This window comes from Streptomyces sp. NPDC088124 (genome assembly GCF_040685895.1).
Taxonomy (GTDB): Bacteria; Actinomycetota; Actinomycetes; order Streptomycetales; family Streptomycetaceae; genus Streptomyces.
The window spans coordinates 44,229-63,138 of sequence record NZ_JBFBJB010000039.1 but is presented as its reverse complement, the minus strand read 5'-3'; the positions used below and the strand labels follow the sequence as shown (position 1 = coordinate 63,138).

General features: G+C 69.0%; 19 protein-coding genes and 2 pseudogenes. 13 read left to right on the top strand and 8 right to left on the bottom strand.

Going from position 1 to position 18,910, the window contains the following annotated elements:
• Positions 1-61: 61 nt before the first annotated feature.
• The 3 genes from AB0P17_RS28790 to AB0P17_RS28780 all read right to left on the bottom strand — a co-directional run bounded on the left by AB0P17_RS28790 (position 62) and on the right by AB0P17_RS28780 (position 2,463).
• A complete protein-coding gene (locus AB0P17_RS28790) occupies positions 62-280 on the bottom strand; it encodes a hypothetical protein (protein ID WP_365815126.1) in 219 nt (72 codons plus the stop codon).
• 20 nt (positions 281-300) lie between these two features.
• On the bottom strand, positions 301-705 hold the full coding sequence (locus AB0P17_RS28785) for an XdhC family protein (protein ID WP_365815124.1): 405 nt from the start codon (positions 703-705) through the stop codon (positions 301-303).
• A gap of 546 nt (positions 706-1,251) precedes the next feature.
• Positions 1,252-2,463, bottom strand: coding sequence for an asparaginase (locus tag AB0P17_RS28780; RefSeq protein ID WP_365815122.1), 1,212 nt, complete (start codon positions 2,461-2,463; stop codon positions 1,252-1,254).
• A gap of 126 nt (positions 2,464-2,589) precedes the next feature.
• On the opposite strand from AB0P17_RS28780, the pseudogene AB0P17_RS28775 reads away from it, so the two are divergent.
• The 3 genes and pseudogenes from AB0P17_RS28775 to AB0P17_RS28765 all read left to right on the top strand — a co-directional run.
• Positions 2,590-2,965, top strand: a pseudogene (locus AB0P17_RS28775) (transposase family protein); the annotation flags it as partial.
• A gap of 308 nt (positions 2,966-3,273) precedes the next feature.
• Positions 3,274-4,125, top strand: coding sequence for an SDR family oxidoreductase (locus tag AB0P17_RS28770; protein WP_365815120.1), 852 nt, complete (start codon positions 3,274-3,276; stop codon positions 4,123-4,125).
• Positions 4,126-4,210: 85 nt separating this feature from the next.
• Entirely contained in the window at positions 4,211-4,978 is a 768-nt protein-coding gene (locus AB0P17_RS28765) for a glucose 1-dehydrogenase (RefSeq protein ID WP_365815117.1), read from the top strand.
• 452 nt (positions 4,979-5,430) lie between these two features.
• Here AB0P17_RS28765 and AB0P17_RS28760 read toward each other — a convergent pair whose 3' ends face one another.
• From AB0P17_RS28760 to AB0P17_RS28745, 4 genes are all read right to left on the bottom strand, one after another.
• Positions 5,431-5,664 (bottom strand): hypothetical protein, encoded by a 234-nt coding sequence (locus tag AB0P17_RS28760; RefSeq protein ID WP_365815114.1) that lies wholly within the window; start codon positions 5,662-5,664, stop codon positions 5,431-5,433.
• A gap of 375 nt (positions 5,665-6,039) precedes the next feature.
• Positions 6,040-6,894: a recombinase family protein gene (locus AB0P17_RS28755; protein WP_365815112.1), complete on the bottom strand. Its 855-nt coding sequence runs from the start codon at positions 6,892-6,894 to the stop codon at positions 6,040-6,042.
• 73 nt (positions 6,895-6,967) lie between these two features.
• Complete coding sequence (locus tag AB0P17_RS28750; protein WP_365815185.1) at positions 6,968-7,108, bottom strand: recombinase family protein; 141 nt, start codon at positions 7,106-7,108, stop codon at positions 6,968-6,970.
• A 547-nt stretch (positions 7,109-7,655) separates the two neighbouring features.
• A complete protein-coding gene (locus AB0P17_RS28745) occupies positions 7,656-8,564 on the bottom strand; it encodes a helix-turn-helix transcriptional regulator (RefSeq protein WP_365815110.1) in 909 nt (302 codons plus the stop codon).
• 137 nt (positions 8,565-8,701) lie between these two features.
• Here AB0P17_RS28745 and AB0P17_RS28740 point away from each other — a divergent pair, with 137 nt between their 5' ends.
• From AB0P17_RS28740 to AB0P17_RS28730, 3 genes are all read left to right on the top strand, one after another.
• Positions 8,702-9,943 carry an MFS transporter gene (locus tag AB0P17_RS28740; protein WP_365815108.1) on the top strand — a complete coding sequence of 414 codons (1,242 nt, stop codon included), beginning with the start codon at positions 8,702-8,704 and terminating at the stop codon, positions 9,941-9,943.
• Between the two features lie 159 nt (positions 9,944-10,102).
• Entirely contained in the window at positions 10,103-11,125 is a 1,023-nt protein-coding gene (locus AB0P17_RS28735) for a zinc-dependent alcohol dehydrogenase family protein (RefSeq protein ID WP_365815105.1), read from the top strand.
• Between the two features lie 134 nt (positions 11,126-11,259).
• Positions 11,260-12,231, top strand: coding sequence for an NAD(P)-dependent oxidoreductase (locus tag AB0P17_RS28730; RefSeq protein ID WP_365815103.1), 972 nt, complete (start codon positions 11,260-11,262; stop codon positions 12,229-12,231).
• Positions 12,232-12,435: 204 nt separating this feature from the next.
• Here AB0P17_RS28730 and AB0P17_RS28725 read toward each other — a convergent pair.
• Positions 12,436-13,299, bottom strand: a pseudogene (locus AB0P17_RS28725) (beta-galactosidase); the annotation flags it as partial.
• A gap of 100 nt (positions 13,300-13,399) precedes the next feature.
• Between AB0P17_RS28725 and AB0P17_RS28720 the strand changes: the two are divergent.
• From AB0P17_RS28720 to dgoD, 7 genes are all read left to right on the top strand, one after another.
• Positions 13,400-13,681 carry an SDR family oxidoreductase gene (locus AB0P17_RS28720; RefSeq protein WP_365815101.1) on the top strand — a complete coding sequence of 94 codons (282 nt, stop codon included), beginning with the start codon at positions 13,400-13,402 and terminating at the stop codon, positions 13,679-13,681.
• Positions 13,682-13,745: 64 nt separating this feature from the next.
• On the top strand, positions 13,746-14,456 hold the full coding sequence (locus tag AB0P17_RS28715) for a FadR/GntR family transcriptional regulator (RefSeq protein WP_365815099.1): 711 nt from the start codon (positions 13,746-13,748) through the stop codon (positions 14,454-14,456).
• Between the two features lie 263 nt (positions 14,457-14,719).
• The gene (locus AB0P17_RS28710; RefSeq protein ID WP_365815097.1) at positions 14,720-15,358 is read left to right on the top strand and encodes a hypothetical protein; all 639 of its coding nucleotides are present in this window, start codon (positions 14,720-14,722) and stop codon (positions 15,356-15,358) included.
• A complete protein-coding gene (locus AB0P17_RS28705) occupies positions 15,358-16,302 on the top strand; it encodes a sugar kinase (protein WP_365815095.1) in 945 nt (314 codons plus the stop codon). The genes AB0P17_RS28710 and AB0P17_RS28705 overlap by 1 nt, the downstream gene beginning before the upstream one ends.
• Complete coding sequence (locus AB0P17_RS28700; RefSeq protein WP_365815093.1) at positions 16,299-17,042, top strand: IclR family transcriptional regulator; 744 nt, start codon at positions 16,299-16,301, stop codon at positions 17,040-17,042. The genes AB0P17_RS28705 and AB0P17_RS28700 overlap by 4 nt, the downstream gene beginning before the upstream one ends.
• Positions 17,039-17,671 (top strand): bifunctional 4-hydroxy-2-oxoglutarate aldolase/2-dehydro-3-deoxy-phosphogluconate aldolase, encoded by a 633-nt coding sequence (locus AB0P17_RS28695; RefSeq protein ID WP_365815091.1) that lies wholly within the window; start codon positions 17,039-17,041, stop codon positions 17,669-17,671. The genes AB0P17_RS28700 and AB0P17_RS28695 overlap by 4 nt, the downstream gene beginning before the upstream one ends.
• Positions 17,668-18,819: a galactonate dehydratase gene (gene dgoD / locus AB0P17_RS28690; protein WP_365815089.1), complete on the top strand. Its 1,152-nt coding sequence runs from the start codon at positions 17,668-17,670 to the stop codon at positions 18,817-18,819. Before AB0P17_RS28695 ends, dgoD begins: the two co-directional genes overlap by 4 nt.
• The last annotated feature ends 91 nt before the right edge of the window (positions 18,820-18,910 follow it).

The following is an 18,910-nucleotide window of genomic DNA, read 5'->3' as shown; positions in this document are numbered from 1 at the left end:
AGGAACTTTTTCTCCGGGTAAGAGATTCTCCCCTTTGTGGATTCGTGCGAAAGTGCGAGAATCAAGGGCCGCGATCCGGCGGGTCGGTGAGGCTGCCAGCCGCGTGAGCAACGATTTTGGCGGTGATGGAGACAACCGTCTCCTGGGTGTGCGCGCCAAGGGCAAGTCTGATCGCTGAGTTGAGGCGCGTGAGGCGTTGTTCACGCACGCCGGCCCCGCGCAGGAGCCAGAGCCGATGGTCGTGGGCGCGTCGCGAGCCCATCGCGCCGATGCAGCGCACCGGCAGGCCGAGTGCGAGCCTCAGCAGAGGAATGTCGAAGTGACGTCGTGGATGAGGACACAGACGGCGGTGCGGGCGTCCACCTCGGTGGCGGCCAGGTACCGGTGCGGCCAGCCCGTTACGATCCCGCCCCGTTGGTTCTTCCGGACCGTCCACAATCTCGGCCACGGCGGCGGGACGGCCTGCCGCCACCTCGGCAAGGGCTGCGGTGAGATGCGGCTGAACCGTAGGTCCACACGCTGTACCAGGATCTCGATCTCGCCGCCGTGGGGCGAACCCACGGCGAAGGCGTCGGAGTCGAAGTGGCCGAAGCGCGCCGGCACAGGAACCCCGCCGGATTCGAGGGTCTCCCGGCACCGTTCCTGGACGACTCCCTCCACACAGTCGCCGGAGACACTGCCGACCACGTCGCCGTCGGAGTTCACGGCCAGCGCGGTGTCAGCGGCAGAGGTGCGCTGCCGCTGACACCGACGACGGTGGTGAGAGTGAAGCGGCGGTCCTCGCGACGCCAGTCGTACAGCCTGCCCGCGATGTTCAGCATGAAATGGTTTCCCCGGGGGCGGAGTGAGCAGGCCGCCGCCGCGCCGCAGGGGGACCCGGCGAGCGGCGACGGCCCTGGTGCGGCGAGGCGTGTCAGCCCACCGGACGGATGTGAGGAGCCTGGTGCTCGAAGCGGGGCTTCCGCGGTGATGGGTAGCTCCCGGATTCGGCGGTCAGTGGGTGGAAGACCGCGTTGGCGATGGCGGGTGAGCCGATGCCTCGTGCCGAGCAGGAGCGTCGTTGCGGATCGATCGGCGAGCTCGGCTGCTCGGAGCGTCTGTTCACTCGGGATCTTCAGGTTCCCTCAAGCGTGGTGGCTTCGCGCGCCCTGTGGCACGCCGCGTTGTGCCAGGGAATTGTGTTCCGTGGTGTGACAGGTCATCCCGCCCGCCCACCTCGTGCCTCTCATGCAGGAGAGGCTGGCAGGCCTGTTACCGGCGGAAGGCGGACATATCGAACTCAGGGTCCCCGATGGTGGTGAACCACTTGCGAATCCGCTCCTGCTTGTCACTGAAAGTCAGGCCCAGCTGGAGCAGGATGCGTGCCTTCTGCGGGGCGAGGTCGGCGGCCCCGATCACACCGGGTGTTCCGTCGTCATACGTGCCCTCGCCCCCGGTTCGGGTGGCCGAGACGAAGAGCACGCCCTTCTTGATCGCCTTTGCCTCGGCCGCGCTCTGGGCGGTCGAGATGCCGCCCGGGCCGTGCCCCGAGGTCACGATGCCCTTGTTGCCGGCCGCCACCAGAGCGTCGATCGGAGCCGGGGAGGAGCCGATGTAACCGCTCACGATGTCCACCGGGGGCAGGTCGGTCGCCTTCTTCTTCGACAGGTCGAACGGAGTCTTCCAGGAGGTCCTGCCGCACTCCATCACGCGGGCGGGCGCGCGCATCGTACGGACGTGGTCTTCGTTGACGACGCCCAGCGCGCCGTAGTTGCCGCCGCCGAAGGTATCCATCCGGTAGCCGTCGGTCTTGGTGACCTCGCGGGCGGCGAAGAACTGGTCGTTCATCAGCATGACGGTGCCGTAGCAGGTCGTCTTGGAGCTGGCTGCCAGCCGGATCGAGCTGAACATGTTGGTAGCGCCGTCGGTGGTGAAGGTCTTCGACTGGTGCATCGACCCGCTGATCACGACCGGCTTGTCGGAGCGCACGGTCAGGTCGAGGTAGTACGCGTCCTCTTCGAGCACGTTGGTGCCGCTGTTGACGACCACGCCGTCGATCCCTGGCAGGGCGAGTGCGGCGTCCACGGTGCGCGAGAGGTCGTACATGTTCTCCGTGCTGGTCTGGGAGGACGACCCGGTGATGTCGGTCCGTACGACCGAGACGTTGGCCACCTTTCCGAGCTCCGGATACAGCGGCTTGAGCACCCCGCGTACTCCGTCGGGGAGGGCCGGCCCGTAGTGCAGGTAGCTGATGCGGTCGGCCGCGGTGGAGGTGATGGTGCCGCCGGCGTCGACCACCACGATGTCGGGCAGCTTCGGGTTCCGGTCGGCCAGCGGGACCGGCCTCACCGTGACCTTCGGTATGCCCGCCGACGTGGAGACGCCGGCGGGGGCGGACCGCGATGCCGTGCTGGCACCGGCGGTTGACGCTGAGAGCACGGCCAGGGCGACACCGGCGGCCGCCACTGCGGCGGCTGGAGTCATGCAGCGCTTCTTGAGACCGGAATGCATCTCGCTCCTTGATCGGAGAAATCCTTCATGGCGCCGCAAAGTGAACCAATCTTGATAATTCCGCTCAAAGTCACGCAAGTTAACGATCTGTAAACGCTGCACCATGGCGGCAACGTCCAGGTCGTTTCCGCAATCTTCGGCTGGCCGTTCTGGGTTTCGCCGGTCCGGCCCGGCCGCGAGCAAGACACCACCTGCGCCGTCCCTCGACATCCCCACCCTGACCGACCTCGGCTACCAGAACGCCGGCCCAGCCCTCCGTTCCGGTCAAGGGCCTCAGGGCGGCGAACTCACCAACGACGCCAAGGCGTTCAACTCCGTCATCTGAGGCGTCCACGGCGTGGCCGAACGTGCCAACGTCCTCTTCAAGGTGACCTTCAAGGCTCTGCGCATGGTCAGCCTCGACCCTAAGGCGATCACCCGGATCACCCGCACCACCCCCGTCCTGCTCCAGATGGAACACGGCCGCACCAGCTGAACGAAGATCACGAACCGCTACGAGACGCTACCGGGAAGGGCTCAGTGTGCACCGAATCGACCGGCCGTGGGGGGCAAGAAACTGTACCTGGAACCTTTTCTCCGGGTAAGGAATTCTCCCCTTTGCGGATGAGCGTGAAGCTGCGAACGTTGATGACGTAGGCGGAGGGAACCGACCGGTGCACAGGCGGCCCCGGCTGCGCCCCTGATCCCGCCCGCCGAAGGCCGGACGCCCGACCCCGTTGGCTACGCCACGCCTCATCACCGCACCACGCACGGGTGTCGGATGCGGCATCTGAAAGGAATCTCATGAGCAAGGTCATTTTCGTCACCGGCGCCGGACGCGGTCTGGGCACCGACATCGCCCGCGAGGCCCTGGTGGCCGGCCACCAGGTCGTCGCCACCGGTCGCCGCCCGGAGGAGGTCGAGAAGACCCTCGGCGGTCCCCAGGGCAACCTGCTGGTCGCCAAGCTGGACGTCACCAGTCTGGAAGACGCCGAGGCCGCCGTGCGGGCCGCTGTCGACCGCTTCGGCCGCATCGACGTCCTGGTCAACAACGCGGGGAACTTCTTCGCCGGCTACTTCGAAGAGATCTCACCCGCGCAGATGCGCCAGCAGATCGAGACGAATCTCTTCGGCCCGATGAACGTCACCCGCGCTGTCCTGCCCGTCCTGCGCGCTCAGCGCGCCGGCCACATCATCACCCTCTCTTCCTCCGCCGGTCTGATCGGCCAGGAGTTCTGCGTCGCCTACGCCGCCTCCAAGTTCGGCGTCGAGGGCTGGATGGAATCCCTGCGCTACGACGTCGCCCCGTACAACATCCACACCACGGTCGTGGAACCCGGCTTCTTCCGCACCGAGCTCCTTGTGGACGGCTCCACCATCTGGCCCGAGCCGACCATCGACGACTACACCGAGCGCACCACGGCCACCGTCGCGGCCTGGAAGAGCATGAATGGCCGGCAGACGGGTGACCCCGCCAAGCTCGCCCGCGCACTGCTCACCATCGCCGGTCAGAGCGAGCCGTTGCCGCGCTTCGTCGCAGGCGCCGACGCCATCGAAGGCGTGACGGCCAAGGCGCGGGAACTCCTCGCACAGGCCGAGGCCTCCCGTGAACTCGGCGGCGATCTGGGTTACGACGACACCGACACCCACGTCTGAACGCTCCGAGCCCCGACGACGGCGACATGATCACTTCTCTGACCGGTCGGTGCCATGCCGACCGGCGTTTGGAGCTACGCACACGATGAACCCGACCTACAACTTCGAGAACAAGGTGGCGCTCGTCACCGGCGCGGCGTCCGGCATGGGGCTTGCTACCGCGCGGGCCTTCGCCGAGGCCGGCGCCGCCGTCGTGCTGGCGGACGTCGATGACGGCGCGGTCCGGGCCGCGGCCGAGGAACTGACGTCGTACGGTCGGCAGGCGATCGGTGTCACCTGCGACGTCACCGATGAAAGTCAGACGGCCGCGATGGTGGAACGCGCGGTCACCACGTTCGGCCGCCTGGACATGGCGTTCAACAACGCCGGTGTGCAGGTGCCACCGATGGACGCGGCCGACGAGCCGGCCGAGAACTTCGACTTCGTGAACGCCGTCAACCTGCGCGGCATCTGGGCCAGCATGAAGCACGAACTGCGCCACATGCGGGAACAAGGCAGTGGCATCATCGTCAACTGCTCTTCGCTGGGCGGCCTCCTGGGCGCGCCTCAGCGCGCGGCCTATCACGCGTCCAAGCACGGCGTGATCGGCCTGACCAAGAGCGCCGCGGTCGAGTACGCGCCCAGGGGAATCCGGATCAACGCGGTGTGCCCCGGAGTGATCGACACTCCCATGGCCGCGGACATGGTCGAGAACCAGGCCGAAGCCATGGCGGAGATCATGAAAGAACAGTCCATCGGAAGGCTGGGGCGCGCGGACGAAGTCGCCGCAGCCGTTCTCTGGCTGTGCAGCCCGGGCGCCAGCCTTGTGGTCGGCGTAGCACTTCCGGTCGACGGCGGCTTCACCGCTCACTGACCCACTGCGAGGTTCGCCGCTGGTCGTACGACAAGGCCCCCTCGACGTGGCGAGGGGTTGAGGGCGGCGGTCGCGACCGCGAGGGCGGCGCACAGGCCGAGGGCCTCGTGGATGGTCGGGCGGATCAGGCGCGGCCAGTCGTCGGGGCGGAGGGCCAGGAGGCGAGCCGCATCTCGGTGTTGGCCAGGCCGAGGTGGGCCGTGATGTCCCAGCCCGCGAGGGAAGCCGGTTCCCAGCGGAGGCGAACGCGGCCGAGTGGAGTCTCTGGGGGCGTCGGGAGAGGGCCATGCGATGTCGAACGGCCCGTCGGGCAGGGCGGAGAGGCGTTGGACGAGCGCACCGCGTACACCGTCTGGCATCGGCCGTCTGGCGAGGTCGTGCAGCGGTAGGAGGGATGTTGGATGGGATCGCGGTGAGATAGGGGCCTCCGAGGCGTGATCGGTGGGGGTAAGTCAGGCCCAGGCGAGGGCGTCGCTGACCTTGAGGTCTTCGGGGAGCCAGCCGACATGGACGTGGCCGTCCGTGCTCGTCGCGTGGACGTTGCCTTCCGGGGTAGTGACGATCTTCCAGCCGAGGGCGTCGAGCAGGTCGAGGACGGGGCCCGCGCAGTAGTCGGAGGGGAGCCAGGAACGCCGCTCCGAAGTGGGGCGGGCGACGGCCGGCGGAAGAGTGGCGGCGGTGTTCATGGTGGAACGACCCCTCCGTTGACCTGTGGTTTTTACCGACACTCGTACGTTGACATGCGGTGCGCCGAGGTCCGTAGTCCTCCACAGGGAGGGAGCGTCTGCCCTGCACGAACTGGCCGTTGGCAGCGGATGGTCCCTGCCCCGGGAATGGATCGGCCGGTTGTCTCAACCGGTTGCGGAACGGGGCCGCACGTTGCGGAATGGGGAGCAGGCGTGACGTCGCCGAGCAGAGGCTGGGACGGGGCGGGGCTGGAGCGCAAGGTCCGGGCCGTCGGGCGGCCGTGGACGGTAGACGACATCGCGATGGTCGCCGACGGGCAGTGGGCCGTCGGTAGCCAGCCCGACGGACGGTACCGAGGGCGGTACGGCGGTTCATCACCGGATCGCGGATGGGCGTCGCGTCGAGCTGACGTGGGAGGAGCCGGTACGCGCGGTTGGCACCCGCATCGGAGATGCCCACCACGAGGAGGGTCTCGCCTGACCGATCAGCGGCGCGGCCCCGGCCCGTTCGTCGGGCCGGCGGCGGACGGTGGCGCGGGCTGGTCGGGTGCTCGCCCCACGGCGCGGGGTGCGTGCCCGGAGCGGGCGACAGCGGCCTGGGCCAGCCGGACTGCCGGTGCCCGGTCCGCGGGCGAGGTGGCTTTCGCGCACTTCGATCACGTGGCTGATCGCCTGCAGGGCCGTGCGGCTCTCAGCGTGGGCGACGCGGAGGGCCGTCGCTGAGCTGGTGATTCGCTCCAGGTCACGGGGCCCGGGGACTTCGCCGGCCTGGAGCGTGGCGAAGTCGGCGTGGGCCTGCTCGACGGCTTCGGGGTATGCCTCGCGCTTGGCGTGCTCGGCGAGCGCCCGGTAGAGGCTGGCGACGGACGGGCTCCGTCCCTTGCGCTTGCCGGTGGGGATGATCAGGTCGGGCCGGATCTGCTCGACGGACTCGCCAAGTGCCCAGCGGCGGAGCACGGTGTGGAGCATGTCGTCGGTGATGACCGGCGGCCGGCCGCCGTGCTTGCCCTTGCGGGCCGCGGTGTCGAGCCCCTCCAGCGTCGACTCCCGGATGTTCTCCCGCTCGGTCTCCGCCATTGCCGCGAAGGACGCGAACAGCAGCTTCCCTGGGCCGGTGGGGTCGTAGATGCCGGGCAGGGGTCCGGCAAGCATCTCCAGAACCAGGCCGTAGGCGGTGAGGTGGTCGGCGAGCGCGGTGAGTTCGGCGGCGTCGCGGCCGAGGCGCTTCATCTCGTACACCGTGAAGATGACCCGGCAGTGGGGGGGGGGCGTGCGCCTTGACCTCCCGCACGGTCCTCAGTGCCTACTCGAACCGGGGCCGCACGCGGATGCGGGTGCTGATCTTCTCGCTGAAGATCTTGTCCCTGGGGATGCCGTGCTTGCTGAGCGCGTCGAGCTGCGAGTCGAGTTCCTGCCCGAGGGTTGAGCAGCGGGCATACCCGATGCGGAAGTCCGCGCTCGGCAGGTCCGGGTCGATCGGCGCCGGGGCGGGTGCCCGGCCGCCATGGCCGGCCCGGTCTGCGGTCGGCCGGGGTCGGCACCCGCAGCGCCTTCTTCAGCCGGGGCACCATGGTGAAGCGACGGGTGTGGTGTGCGGAGGCGACTGCGCCACCGCGCGAGCGGCACGGCGAGCCGGGCTGCGCGTCACACTTCGGACAAGCGCGCTGTTCGATGTCGTCGGCGTCCGATCGGTCGGACGGGGCGGACTGCTGAGGGTCTGTCATGGGCCCGGGTTTTCGCATAATGCAAGTCTCAGAAGGGGGTCCGTCCCACTCTTGAGTGAGAACGAGATCTGAGAACCGTTCGAGGGCCGGGAAGGGGCCCGCAGCCGATTGTTGATCCTGCTTGCGCAAAGGGCCGTTTGTGATAGTCACGCGGAGCTTCGGGAGTGCTCTGGGACGCCTGCCCCGCAGGGCGGGCCGTGGATCACCTGCTGGCCGTCCATGTTGGCACCGTGCAGTGATCTTCGCGCGGCTCGGCCGAGGCGAGGCTCAGCGGTCGCTGTCGCCGGTGGGGTGGGCTTCCTGGAGTCGGGTCGCCGCCCAGCTGGCGAGGAGCTTGAGCCGGTCCTCGTCCGGGGTGCCCGGTTCGGCGGTGTAGATGGTCAAGGAGTGCGCCTCGTGGGCGGACATGGGCAGGTCGAGAGGCTGATAGGTGAGAGTCATGAGGCCGGCAGCAGGGTGATGGAAGCTTTTGACGCCGCCGTGGTGGATGCGCACGTCGTGGGCGGCCCAAAGGGTACGGAATTCGAAGCTGACCGTTGACAGCTCACCGATGAGTTCGCGCAGTGCCTTGTCGCCCGGGTAGCGGCCGGCTTCGGCGCGCAGCAGTGCGACGGTGATCTTGGCGGCGCCCTCCCAGTCGTCCATGAAGTCGTGCGAGTCGTCGTCGAGGAAGTAGTACCGGGCGAAGTTGGGGCGGCCGCGCTCGTCCGTGGTGCCGCTGTCGAACAGCGGTGCGAACAGGCTGCGGGCGAGTGCGTTGGTGGCCACGATGTCCAAGCGGCCGTCGCTGACGAAAGCAGCTGACAGGGTCATGGAGTCGAGCAGCCACTGGACGCGGGGCGGGATGTCGACGGCTTTGCGTCGGCGCCGGGCGGAGGATCTGGGCTGGGCGGCTTTGGCCAGGTCGAACAGGTAAGTGCGTTCGTCTTCGCTCAGCTGCAGGGTGCGGGCCACCGCGTCGAGGACATCTTCGGAGACGCCGCTGATGTGCCCTTTCTCGAGCCGGGTGTACCACTCGGTGCTCACGCCGGCGAGGACGGCGACCTCTTCGCGGCGCAGCCCCGGCACCCGGCGCCGGCCGCTGGTGGGCAGACCGACCCGCTCCGGGGTGAGCTGGGCACGGCGGGTGGCGAGGAAGTCACGGATGTCGGCGCGGTTGTCGGGGCGGCGTTCCATGCCCTCCACGCTACGGCCCGCAACCGTGAGGAGGGGGGGTGAGCTTGTACCCCCGATAAGCGCGGCCTCCCGCGTGCGCGGCAGGGACGGTTTCGTGGGCTGCGCACCACGTTCTCGATCCCCTCAGGAGACGATGTATGACCATCCGAGGAGGAACCCTCCGTGCCCCCGCCGACGGCCGTGCCGACTCCCGCGAGCAGCCGCCCACTCGGCTCCCGCTCGTCGTGTATGTGCTGGCTTTGGGCACGTTCCTGATGGGCACGACCGAGTTCGTGGTGGCGGGCCTGCTGCCCCGGATCGCGGGCGATGTGCAGGTCAGTGTGGCCCGGGCCGGGCTGCTGATCACGGTCTTCGCGGTCGGGATGATCATTGGCGCACCGGTGATGGCGATGCTGACGCTGCGGCTGCCCTGGCGGCTCACGCTCATCCTGGCTCTGGCCGTCTTCGCTGTCGGGCATGTCATCGTCGCCCTCGGATCCGGCTTCACGCTGCTGCTGGCGGCCAGGTTCCTGACGGCGCTGGCGACGGGTGCGTTCTGGGCGGTGGCCAACGTGGTGGCCGCCCGTGCCGCCGGTCCCGCCGCGAGCTCTCGCGCTCTGGGCGTCGTGGGCGCCGGCGCGATGCTCGCCAACGTCGTCGGTGTGCCACTCGGTGCCTTCGCCGGGCAGCTGATGGGCTGGCGGGGACCGTTCTGGGCCCTCGCCGTCCTCGGCGCGGCCGCCATGGCACTCATCGCCCGCCGGGTACCGCACGACACCGACGGCGGCCGGGCGATCTCGGTCCGCTCGGAGCTGTCGGCTCTGCGCTCTGGGCGCCTGTGGCTGGCGCTGGCGGCCTGCACGACCACGGCCGGTGGCGTGCTGTCGACGTACACCTACATCTCGCCGCTGCTGACCGGCCGGTCCCATCTGGCGACCGGACTGGTGCCGCTGGTTCTCGTCGGCTTCGGTGTCGGCGCTCTGGCGGGCTTCCTCGTGGGAGGCCGCCTCGGGGACAGGCGTCCCTACACGACGACGATCGTGGCCCCCGCGGTGACCACGGTCCTGCTGCTGGCGATCTGCCTGCTCTCCAGTCACGCCGGACCCACGGTCGCCCTGGTTGCCTTGCTGGGGCTGTTCGGGCTCGGTGCGAACCCCGTGCTGATCTCCTTGGCCGTCCGCTTCGCAGGCCAGGCCCCCACCCTCGGGTCCGCACTGACCGTCTCGGCGTTCAACCTCGGCACCGCCGTCGGCTCCTGGATCGCCGGACTTGCACTCGAATCTCCGTTGAGGGACACGGGCCCCGCCGCCATCGGCACCGTCATCGCCGCGCTGACTCTGGTTCCGACGATCGCCCTCGCGCTCACTCGGCGCCACCGCCCGGCGCCGTCGCACGCCTAATACCACGGCAGTGGCGACCAGCTCAGGGCTGGCTACGCCCTTCCAGCGGGCTCGGCGGTGTGAGCTGCACAAACCGAGGAAGCTGCGGGAATGCCGTGCCTTCCTGAACACGAAGCGGCGCCGCAGGCGTCGGCAAACAAGATCAAGGAGACCCCACCTATGCGTGGAGTAGTTATGTACACGGCCGGCGACGTCCGCGTGGAGGAGCGCGACGATCCGAAGATCGTCGAGCCGACCGACGCGATCGTGAAACTGACCGCGACCTGCATCTGCGGCTCGGACCTGTGGCCCTACCGAGGCATCGAGCCCGCCGACCACCAGGTCATGGGACACGAGTACGTGGGCGTCGTCGAAGAGGTCGGCTCCGAAGTGAAGAACGTCAAGCCCGGAGACTTCGTTGTCGGGTCGTTCGTCATCTCCGACAACACCTGCGAGATCTGCCAGGCCGGATTCCAGTCCAAGTGCGTGCACGCCGAGTTCGTCGCCCAGACGATCGGCACCCAGGCCGAGAAGGCCCGCATTCCGCACGCCGACGGCACCCTGGTGGCTACCCCAGGCCAGCCCGACCCCGAGATGATCCCCGCCCTTCTGGCCGCCTCCGACGTGCTCGGCACCGGCTGGTACGCCGCCGTCGCCGCCCAGGCCAGGCCGGGCAAGACCGTCGCGGTCGTCGGCGACGGCGCGGTCGGACTCATGGCCGTCCTCGCCGCCAAGCAACTGGGCGCAGAACGCATCATCGCCATGTCCCGCCACCCCGAGCGGCAGAAGCTGGCCCGCTACTACGGCGCCACCGACATCGTCGAAGAACGCGGCGCCGAGGGCGTCGCGAAGATCAAAGAACTCACCAACGGGCTCGGCGCGCACTCGGTCATCGAGGCCGTCGGCACCCAGGAATCCTTCATGCAGGCCATCGGCGCCACCCGCGGCGGCGGGCACCTGGGCTACGTGGGAGTGAACTACGACGTGACCATCCCCGGGATCGAGCTGTTCTTCGCCGGCATCCACACCCTCGGCGGCCCGGCCCCGGTCCGCCGGTTCCTGCCCGACCTGATCCAGCTCATCTGGGACCGCACGATCGATCCCGGCAAGGTCTTCGACCTTACCCTGCCCCTGGAGCAGGCCCCGGAGGGCTACAAGGCGATGGACGAACGCCGCGCCACCAAGGTGATCCTCACCCTCTGAGACGTCACGGATTCCCCGTCGCCAAGCAGCAGCGCCCGACTCGGCCTGGCTGTCCGCCGGGGTGCACCGGCCCGGTGTAACCCTTTGTGAGCGGAGCACGAGTAGATCGCATGTCATCTGATCAGAGGAGCAGCATGAGAATCGTGGTTATTGGCGGAAGCGGCCACATCGGTACCTTTCTCATCCCACGGCTCACCCGCGCGGGCCATGAGGTGGTCAACATCAGCCGGGGGAGCCGCACCGCCTATAGCGAGTCGCCGGAATGGCAGCACGTCCAGCAAGTGGTAGCAGATCGGGAGCGGGAGGACGCTGAAGGTGTTTTCGGCGACACAGTGGCCCGGCTGCGCCCGGATGTCGTCATCGACCTGGTGTGCTTCACCCTGAAGTCGGCTGAGGCCCTTGTGGCACGACTTCGCGGGGAGGTAGGGCACCTGCTGCACTGCGGTTCCCTGTGGCGTTACGGGCCGAGCCAGAAGCTGCCCATTGCGGAAGAGGCAGGGACCGAGCCGTTCGGCGAGTACGGCATCCAAAAGGACCGCATCGCTCGGATGCTGAAGCACGAGACCGCGTCCGGGGGTCTGTTGACCACCTCCCTGCACCCCGGGCACATCGTCGGTCCCGGCTGGTACCCGATCGGCCCGCTGGGCAACTTCGATCCCGCCGTCTGGGCCGTGCTCTCGGCCGGACGGCCGCTTCAGATCCCGGGCAGCGGCGCAGAACTGATGCACCATGTGCACGCCGACGACGTCGCCCAGGCCTTTGAACGAGCGATTGAACATCGGGACGCGGCAGCGGGAGAAGACTTCAACGTCGTCGCTCCCACCGCGCTGAACGTTCGCGGCTACGCGCAAATCGCAGCCGGCTGGTTCGGACAGACAGCGTCGCTGGAACCAGTGACCTGGGAGGAGTTCCGCAAGACCACGACACCCGAGCACGCCGAGAAGAGCTGGGACCACCTCTACCGCAGCCACTGCCTCACCATCGAGAAGGCCAAGACCCTCCTCGGATACTCCCCCAGCTACGAACCCGAGGCTGCCGTGCTTGAGTCCGTTCGCTGGCTCATCGATCACGACCAGCTCAAGGCGGACCGTCCCCTCGTCGTGTAATTCCACGCAGCCGCCAAGCTCGATCCGGCGTCGCTGACGACAGGGAGCTGACGTGGGGAGCGCTGGCCAGACCCTTTCCCGGCCCAGCGCCCCTCGCCCGGTCAACGCTCCAGCAGCCTGTCAGCGATGCTGAGCCCAGGGCTTCAGGATGCCGACCCGGCCACACCCTCCGTTGCCGGTTCGGGAGCCTGCTTATCGGGCACGGGGGTCCTGGTAGACGTCGACGGAGGCGACATCCTCGTGGGCGGCCCAGCCGAAGGTGTCGACGTGCTTGTGCACACCGATGAAGTTCGTCGTCACGGGAATGTCCGGGGTGATGCGCCTCAGCACCTCCTTCTGCGCCAGACAGCACTGGAGGAGTGCGTCGTCGGAGAACCGGGCGAAGTCCAGCTGCTGGGCGGGGTTGGGGAAGGCGGGCGCGAGCCGTGGCGGCAGCACGTCGCCGAAGGTGTCGTAACGCTGTGCCCAGAGGGCCGTCGACCAGGCTTCGTTGAGCGTCTCGATGTCGCCGTACCGCTCGGACAGCCAGCGCCGGAAGTCGGCGGCCGACTCGTCGCACCAGCACATCGGGGTGTGGCAGCCGTACTCGTTCCCGATGTGCCACATCTCCAGCGCGGGGTGGTCGGCGTACCGGTCGGCCAGTCGCTCGACCAGGCGCGTGGCGTGCTCCCGGTAGACGCGACTGGAGGGGCAGTAGTGCTGCCTCCCGCCCGGCCACATCCGGCGGCCGTCGGCGGTCTCGGGAAGGATCTCGGGGCGCAGCCGGGACAGCCACGGCGGCGGGGACGCCGTCATGGTGGCCAGGCATACGGCCACACCGGCCCCGGCGAGGTTGTCCATGACCCGGTCGAACCAGGCGAAGTCGAACTCGCCCGGCCTCGGCTCCACCTTGGCCCACGAGAAGATCCCGGCCGTCACCATGGATACGCCCGCCTCCTTCATCAGCGCGACGTCCTCGGCCCACACCTCCTCGGGCCACTGCTCAGGGTTGTAGTCGCCGCCGAAGGCGATTCCGGCCGGGCGCAGACGCCGCCGGGCATCGGTCGCTACCACATCTGAAGGTCGCATGCCGGTCAGTTTTGGAGCCCGACCACGGGCCCGTCAAGATATATGCATTATTAATTGAAAGAGCTAGGGTGGCTGCAGTACCTTACTTGGAGAGCGTGTGATGACGTCACCGACATCGACGACACGGCCGGAAAGGCGGTGGCCGCGGCCATCACGGACGGCGGAGGGCGCGCTCTGCCCGCTGGGGCGGCAGCCGGCCGTCGAGTACGGGCCCACATCCGGATCAACGTGCAGGGTGGCGGCCACGGTGGCGCGGCGCTTCGGCGTGCCGGAAGGGGTGGCCTCCTCCGTCGCGTTTCTGGCATCGGCGGACGCCTCCCGTGTGACGGGTGCGAACCTTGTGGTCGACGGAGGCTGGAGCGTCATGAAGGAGTCCTCGTGAGCGTGCGTCATGCGGTGAGCTGCGAGCACTGCCCGCGGACGGGGCCCGAGCGGAGACGGAGGACGTGGTGACCCTGCCAGGTAAGGGGCTGCACGGTCAGGCGGTGGAGGAACTCGGGCGGCGCATCATCCGCGGCGACTACCCACCCGGCTCCGTGATCGACTCGGTCGGGCTCGAAGCGGAACTGGGTGTCAGCAAGACGGTGGTGCGCGAGGCGCTGCGGGTGCTGGCCTCCAAAGGACTGATCGAATCACGGCAGAAGCGCGGCACGACGATCCGTCCCCGCGCCGACTGGAATCTGCTCGACAGCGACCTGCTGCGCTGGCAGGGCAGCAGTGCTCCGACCGATGGCTTCCTGGAGGACCTCGCCGAGGTTCGCGCCATCGTGGAGCCTGCCGGAGCTCGGCTCGCCGCGGTCCGTCGCACCGAATCCGACCTCGACGCGATGCGGCTGGCTCTCGACGCGATGGCGGCGGCAGGGGCGGACATGGACGCGATGGTGGAGGCGGACCTGGCCTTCCACCGCGCTCTGCTGGACGCCGCGCACAACAAACTCCTGAGCCGGATGGAGGTCGTCATCGAGGCCGGTCTGCGCATACGCGACCGGATCGTGCACGGCGCCCAGCGCTTCTCCGACTCCATCCCGGTGCACCGGGAACTGCTGCGAGCGGTCGAGGCAGGCGACCCCGATGCCGCGGTGACCGCTGTCGAGTCGCTCCATGTGCAGGCGTCTCGGGACCTGGCGGCCGTGCGGACGTTCCTGTCGGCGCCGTGACGGCAACTGCCGTGTCCGGGCGACCGGTTCAGTCGTGTCCGGATCAATCATCCGTGGCGGGGCCGACTCGACTTGAGGCGGTCCGACAGCGGGGTGGGCGGTTGACAGTGTGTCAGGAATTAGGTGTGCACCATGCGCACAAGCTGTGCGCGGTGTGCTTTGGGCGAGGTTGGTGTGACCGAATCACTGTGGGCGGCACAGGCCCTCGCGGCGCCGTAGCGCCGTACGAGCGACAACACCCCGCCCCGTGCAAAGGAGCACACATGGCAGACCTCCGACCAACCCCGGCACCCGACGCCGATCCCCAGGCGGCCTCCCGCAAGCGCAACGCCCTGGCAGCCGTCGTGGGATCCGTACTGGTGTTCTGCCGCATCCTCCAGGGGCTGGGCGTCGGCGCGACGCTCGGCGGCGCGTACATGTGGACCACCGAGAGCGCCAAGCCCACTCAGCGCGGTTTCTACGCGGCGCTGCCCACCCTGTTCGCGGCGCCGTTCTGGCTGCTCGTCGGGACGAAGTCACTGCCGGTGATCTCCATGGCCGTCAGCTTCGCGTTCGCGGTGACGCTCAATTCGGTGGTCTTCGGTCCCGCGGGCTCCTTCTACTCCGAACTGCTGCCGACCGAAGTGCGGTTCAGCGGCCTCGTGCCCGCCCGCGAAACCACGGCCGTGCTGTTCTCCGGCACCGCCCCGTTCATCGCCACCCTCCTGGTCGGTCCGTGCCGGAGGGGACACCCCATGGCTGCTCGTCGGCTACTTGGCGCTCTCGGGGATCATCACCGCCATTTCGGTTCTGCTGCTGCCGGAGACCGTCCCCCGCGCGCGCTGCGCCGCAAGGCGATCGAGTCCGGGGCCAGTGACGGCAGTACTCCGATCGACGTCGAATACGCGGAGGTGTGGAAGTAGTGTCAGACCACGAAGTCCTGTGCCTGGGCGAGGCCATGGTCCTGGTGGCGCCCCGGCACGGGGAGCCGCTCGCCATGGCCCGGGACGTGACTCTCTCGGTCGCGGGTGCCGAGTCCAACGTCGCGCAGTACCTTGCCGATCTGGGCCACCGGGTGGCATGGGCGAGCCGGGTGGGCAGCGACCCCCTCGGTGACAGGGTGCTCCTGGCGGTCGCCCGGCCCGGGGTGGACGTGCGCCATGTCGAGCGGGATCCGTCCGCTCCGACGGCTGTCTACTTCAAGGACCCGTCCCGCGAGAACGGCACCCGGGTGCACTATTACCGGCAAGGGTCCGCGGCCTCGCTGCTCACCCCCGCGTACCTGGACACACTCCCGATCGCCCCGGCCCGGCTGGTCCACCTGTCGGGAATCACCGCGGCGCTGTCGGCCGGCTGCGCCCGTACCGCCACGGCCCTGTTCGACCGTGCGCGCGAGGCCGGGGTCCTCCGCTCGTTCGACGTGAACTACCGTCCCGCGCTGTGGAGTACCGAGGACGCCTCTGTGCCGCTCCTCGCCCTGGCCCGGCAGGCCGACGTCGTGTTCGTCGGGCTCGACGAGGCGGCGGAGGTATGGGGCACCACGACCGCGGAGGACGTACGGGACCTGATCGGCCCTTCGGCGAGCGTGGTGGTGAAGAACGCGGACGTCGGCGCCGTGTTGTTCGAGTCAGGCACGGACCCGGGCACATTTGTCCCCGCCGAGCCGGTCGACGTGGTCGAACCGGTCGGCGCGGGCGACGCGTTCGCGGCGGGCTACCTGTCGGCGTGGCTACGGAACGACACACCGGCCGAGAGGCTGCGCCTGGGGCACCGCGTCGCCGCGTTCGCGCTCAGTTCGGTCGAGGACCACGCCGACGCCACGTCGCTGCGCCGTCCGGCACACGACCCGGACGGAACGCCCCGGTGAGCCAGTCGGCCGAGCGGGCCATCCGGATCCTGGAGATGCTCAGCAAAGGCCCACAGCACCCGGCCGCGGTCGCCGAACGGTTCGGCGTGCACCGGACCACCGCACTGCGCCTGCTCCAGGACCCCCGCCGGGGCGGTCTCGCCCGCAAACGGGAAGACGGCACCTTCGCGGTCGGGTACCGCCTGGCCGGACTGGCGGCAGCCGCCCTGGAACAGTTCGATCTGCGCGCGAGCGCGCACCCGTTCCTCGCCGAGCTCGGCCGCAAGCTCCGGCTCACGGTGCACATCGCCACCGTCGAGAACGGGCGCGTGATCTATGTCGACAAGGTCGAACCGCAGGGCACCGTACGGCTGTACTCGGAGATCGGCAAGCCGGTCGTGCTGCACAGCTCCGGTGTCGGCAAGGCGATCCTGGCGTTCCTGCCCGAGCCCGAACGCGAGCAGCTGCTGGCCGGTTACGTCTACGAGCGGTTCACCGACACCACGGTGACCACCGCCGGCGCGTTCGCAGCCCGGCTGCGCGAGGTCAGGGCACGCGGCTGGGCCGAGGACGACGGGGAGTACGAGTCGTTCGTCAACTGTGTGGCCGTCCCGGTCCGGGACGGCACCGGAACCGTACGCACGGCCATCTCGGTGACGGCGCTGAGAGCACAGACCGACCTCACCGTCCTGCACACACATCTGCCGGCCATCAGACACACCGCACAGACCGTCTCACGCACACTCGGGTGGACCCAATGAACACCGCATCCGGACAGTTCTTCCAGGACGCATTCGACACGCTGCCGCTGATGGCCATCCTGCGCGGCTTCGACATCGCACGCACGGTGGAGGTGAGCCGACGGGCATGGGACATAGGCATCCGGCTCGTCGAGGTGCCCGTACAGAACGGGACCGCGGTGGCCGCGCTGCGTGCCGCGGTCGAGGCCGGAGCGGAGCGCGGAGCCGTGGTGGGGGCCGGTACGGTGACCACCGTCGAGCGGGTCGAGCGAGCGGTGGAGGCGGGTGCGGGCTTCACCGTGGCTCCCGGCTTCTCCCGCGAAGTGGCCGAGGCGTCACTCGCCGCGGGCCTGCCGCACCTGCCGGGCGTCGCGACCGCGTCCGAGATCCAGCAGGCCGAGGCTCTCGGGCTCACCTGGCTCAAGGCGTTCCCCGCGGCCGACCTCGGTGCGGGCTGGATCGCCTCGATGCACGGCCCCTTCCCCCAGGCGCGCTTCGTCGCGACCGGCGGCATGAACCTCTCCAACACCGGGGAGTTCCTTGCCGCAGGGGCCGCGGCGGTGTCACTCGGGTCGGCGCTGGCCGACCCCGACCAGTTCGCACAACTGCCCGCACTCATCACGTCGATCACAGGAAAGGCAGATCAATGAAGATCGTGGCACTGGAGACCTTCTCCGTGGCGCCCCGCTGGTTGTTCCTGGCCATACGCACCGACGAGGGCGTCACCGGATGGGGCGAGCCGGTCGTCGAAGGACGTACGGCGACAGTCGCCGCGGCCGTCGAGGAACTCTCCGACTACCTCATCGGCAAGGACCCCTTCCGTATCGAGGACCACTGGCAGGTGATGACGAAAGGCGGCTTCTACCGGGGCGGCCCCATCCTCTCCAGCGCGGTGGCCGGGATCGACCAGGCGCTGTGGGACATCAAGGGCAAGGCGCTCGGTGTGCCGGTGTACGAACTGCTCGGCGGCGCGGTACGCGACCGGGTGCGTACCTACTCGTGGATCGCCGGTGACGAACCGGACGGGGTCGCCGAGCACGCGCTGGAACGTATGGAGCAGGGCTTCGACGCGGTCAAGATGAACGGGACGGGGAGGGCACGGGCGCTGGAGTCCAAGGCGGAACTCGACCTGCTGGTGGGGCGGGTGGCCGCCGTACGTGAGGCCATCGGTGACACGGCCGACATCGCCGTCGACTTCCACGGGCGGGTCTCGCCCGCGGTCGCCCGCGAGGCGTTGCGCCTGCTGGAGCCCCTGCACCCGCTGTTCGTCGAAGAGCCGATCGTGCCCGAGCTGACCGCGGACTTCGGGCGGATCTGCTCCTCCACGACCGTGCCGATCGCCACGGGGGAGCGGCTGTACTCGCGCTGGGACTTCCGTGATCTGCTCGGATCGGGGATCGCGGTCGCGCAGCCGGACCTGTCCCACGCCGGTGGTATCTCCGAGGTCCGCCGCATCGCCGCGATGGCGGAGGCGTACGGGGTGGCGCTCGCCCCGCACTGCCCACTCGGCCCGATCGCGTTCGCCGCCAGCCTCCAGATCGACTTCGCCAGTCCCAACGCGCTGATCCAGGAGACCAGTCTGGGCATCCACTACAACACAGGGGGAGGCTCCGATCTGCTCGACTACCTGGTCGACAGAAGCGTCTTCGACTTCGCCGACAGCCACATCAGCCGGCCGACCGCGCCGGGGCTCGGCATCGAGATCGACGAGACCGCCGTACGCAGGGCCGCCGAGGTGGGCCAGCGCTGGCGCAACCCGGTGTGGCGCAACGCCGACGGATCACTGACCGAGTGGTAGGAGCCGGACGGTCGGCAGGCCGGCAGACCTCTCCGCAGCCGGTGAACCATCACATCAACGTGCCTACAGGGCGACGGTCCGCCCTGGGCGG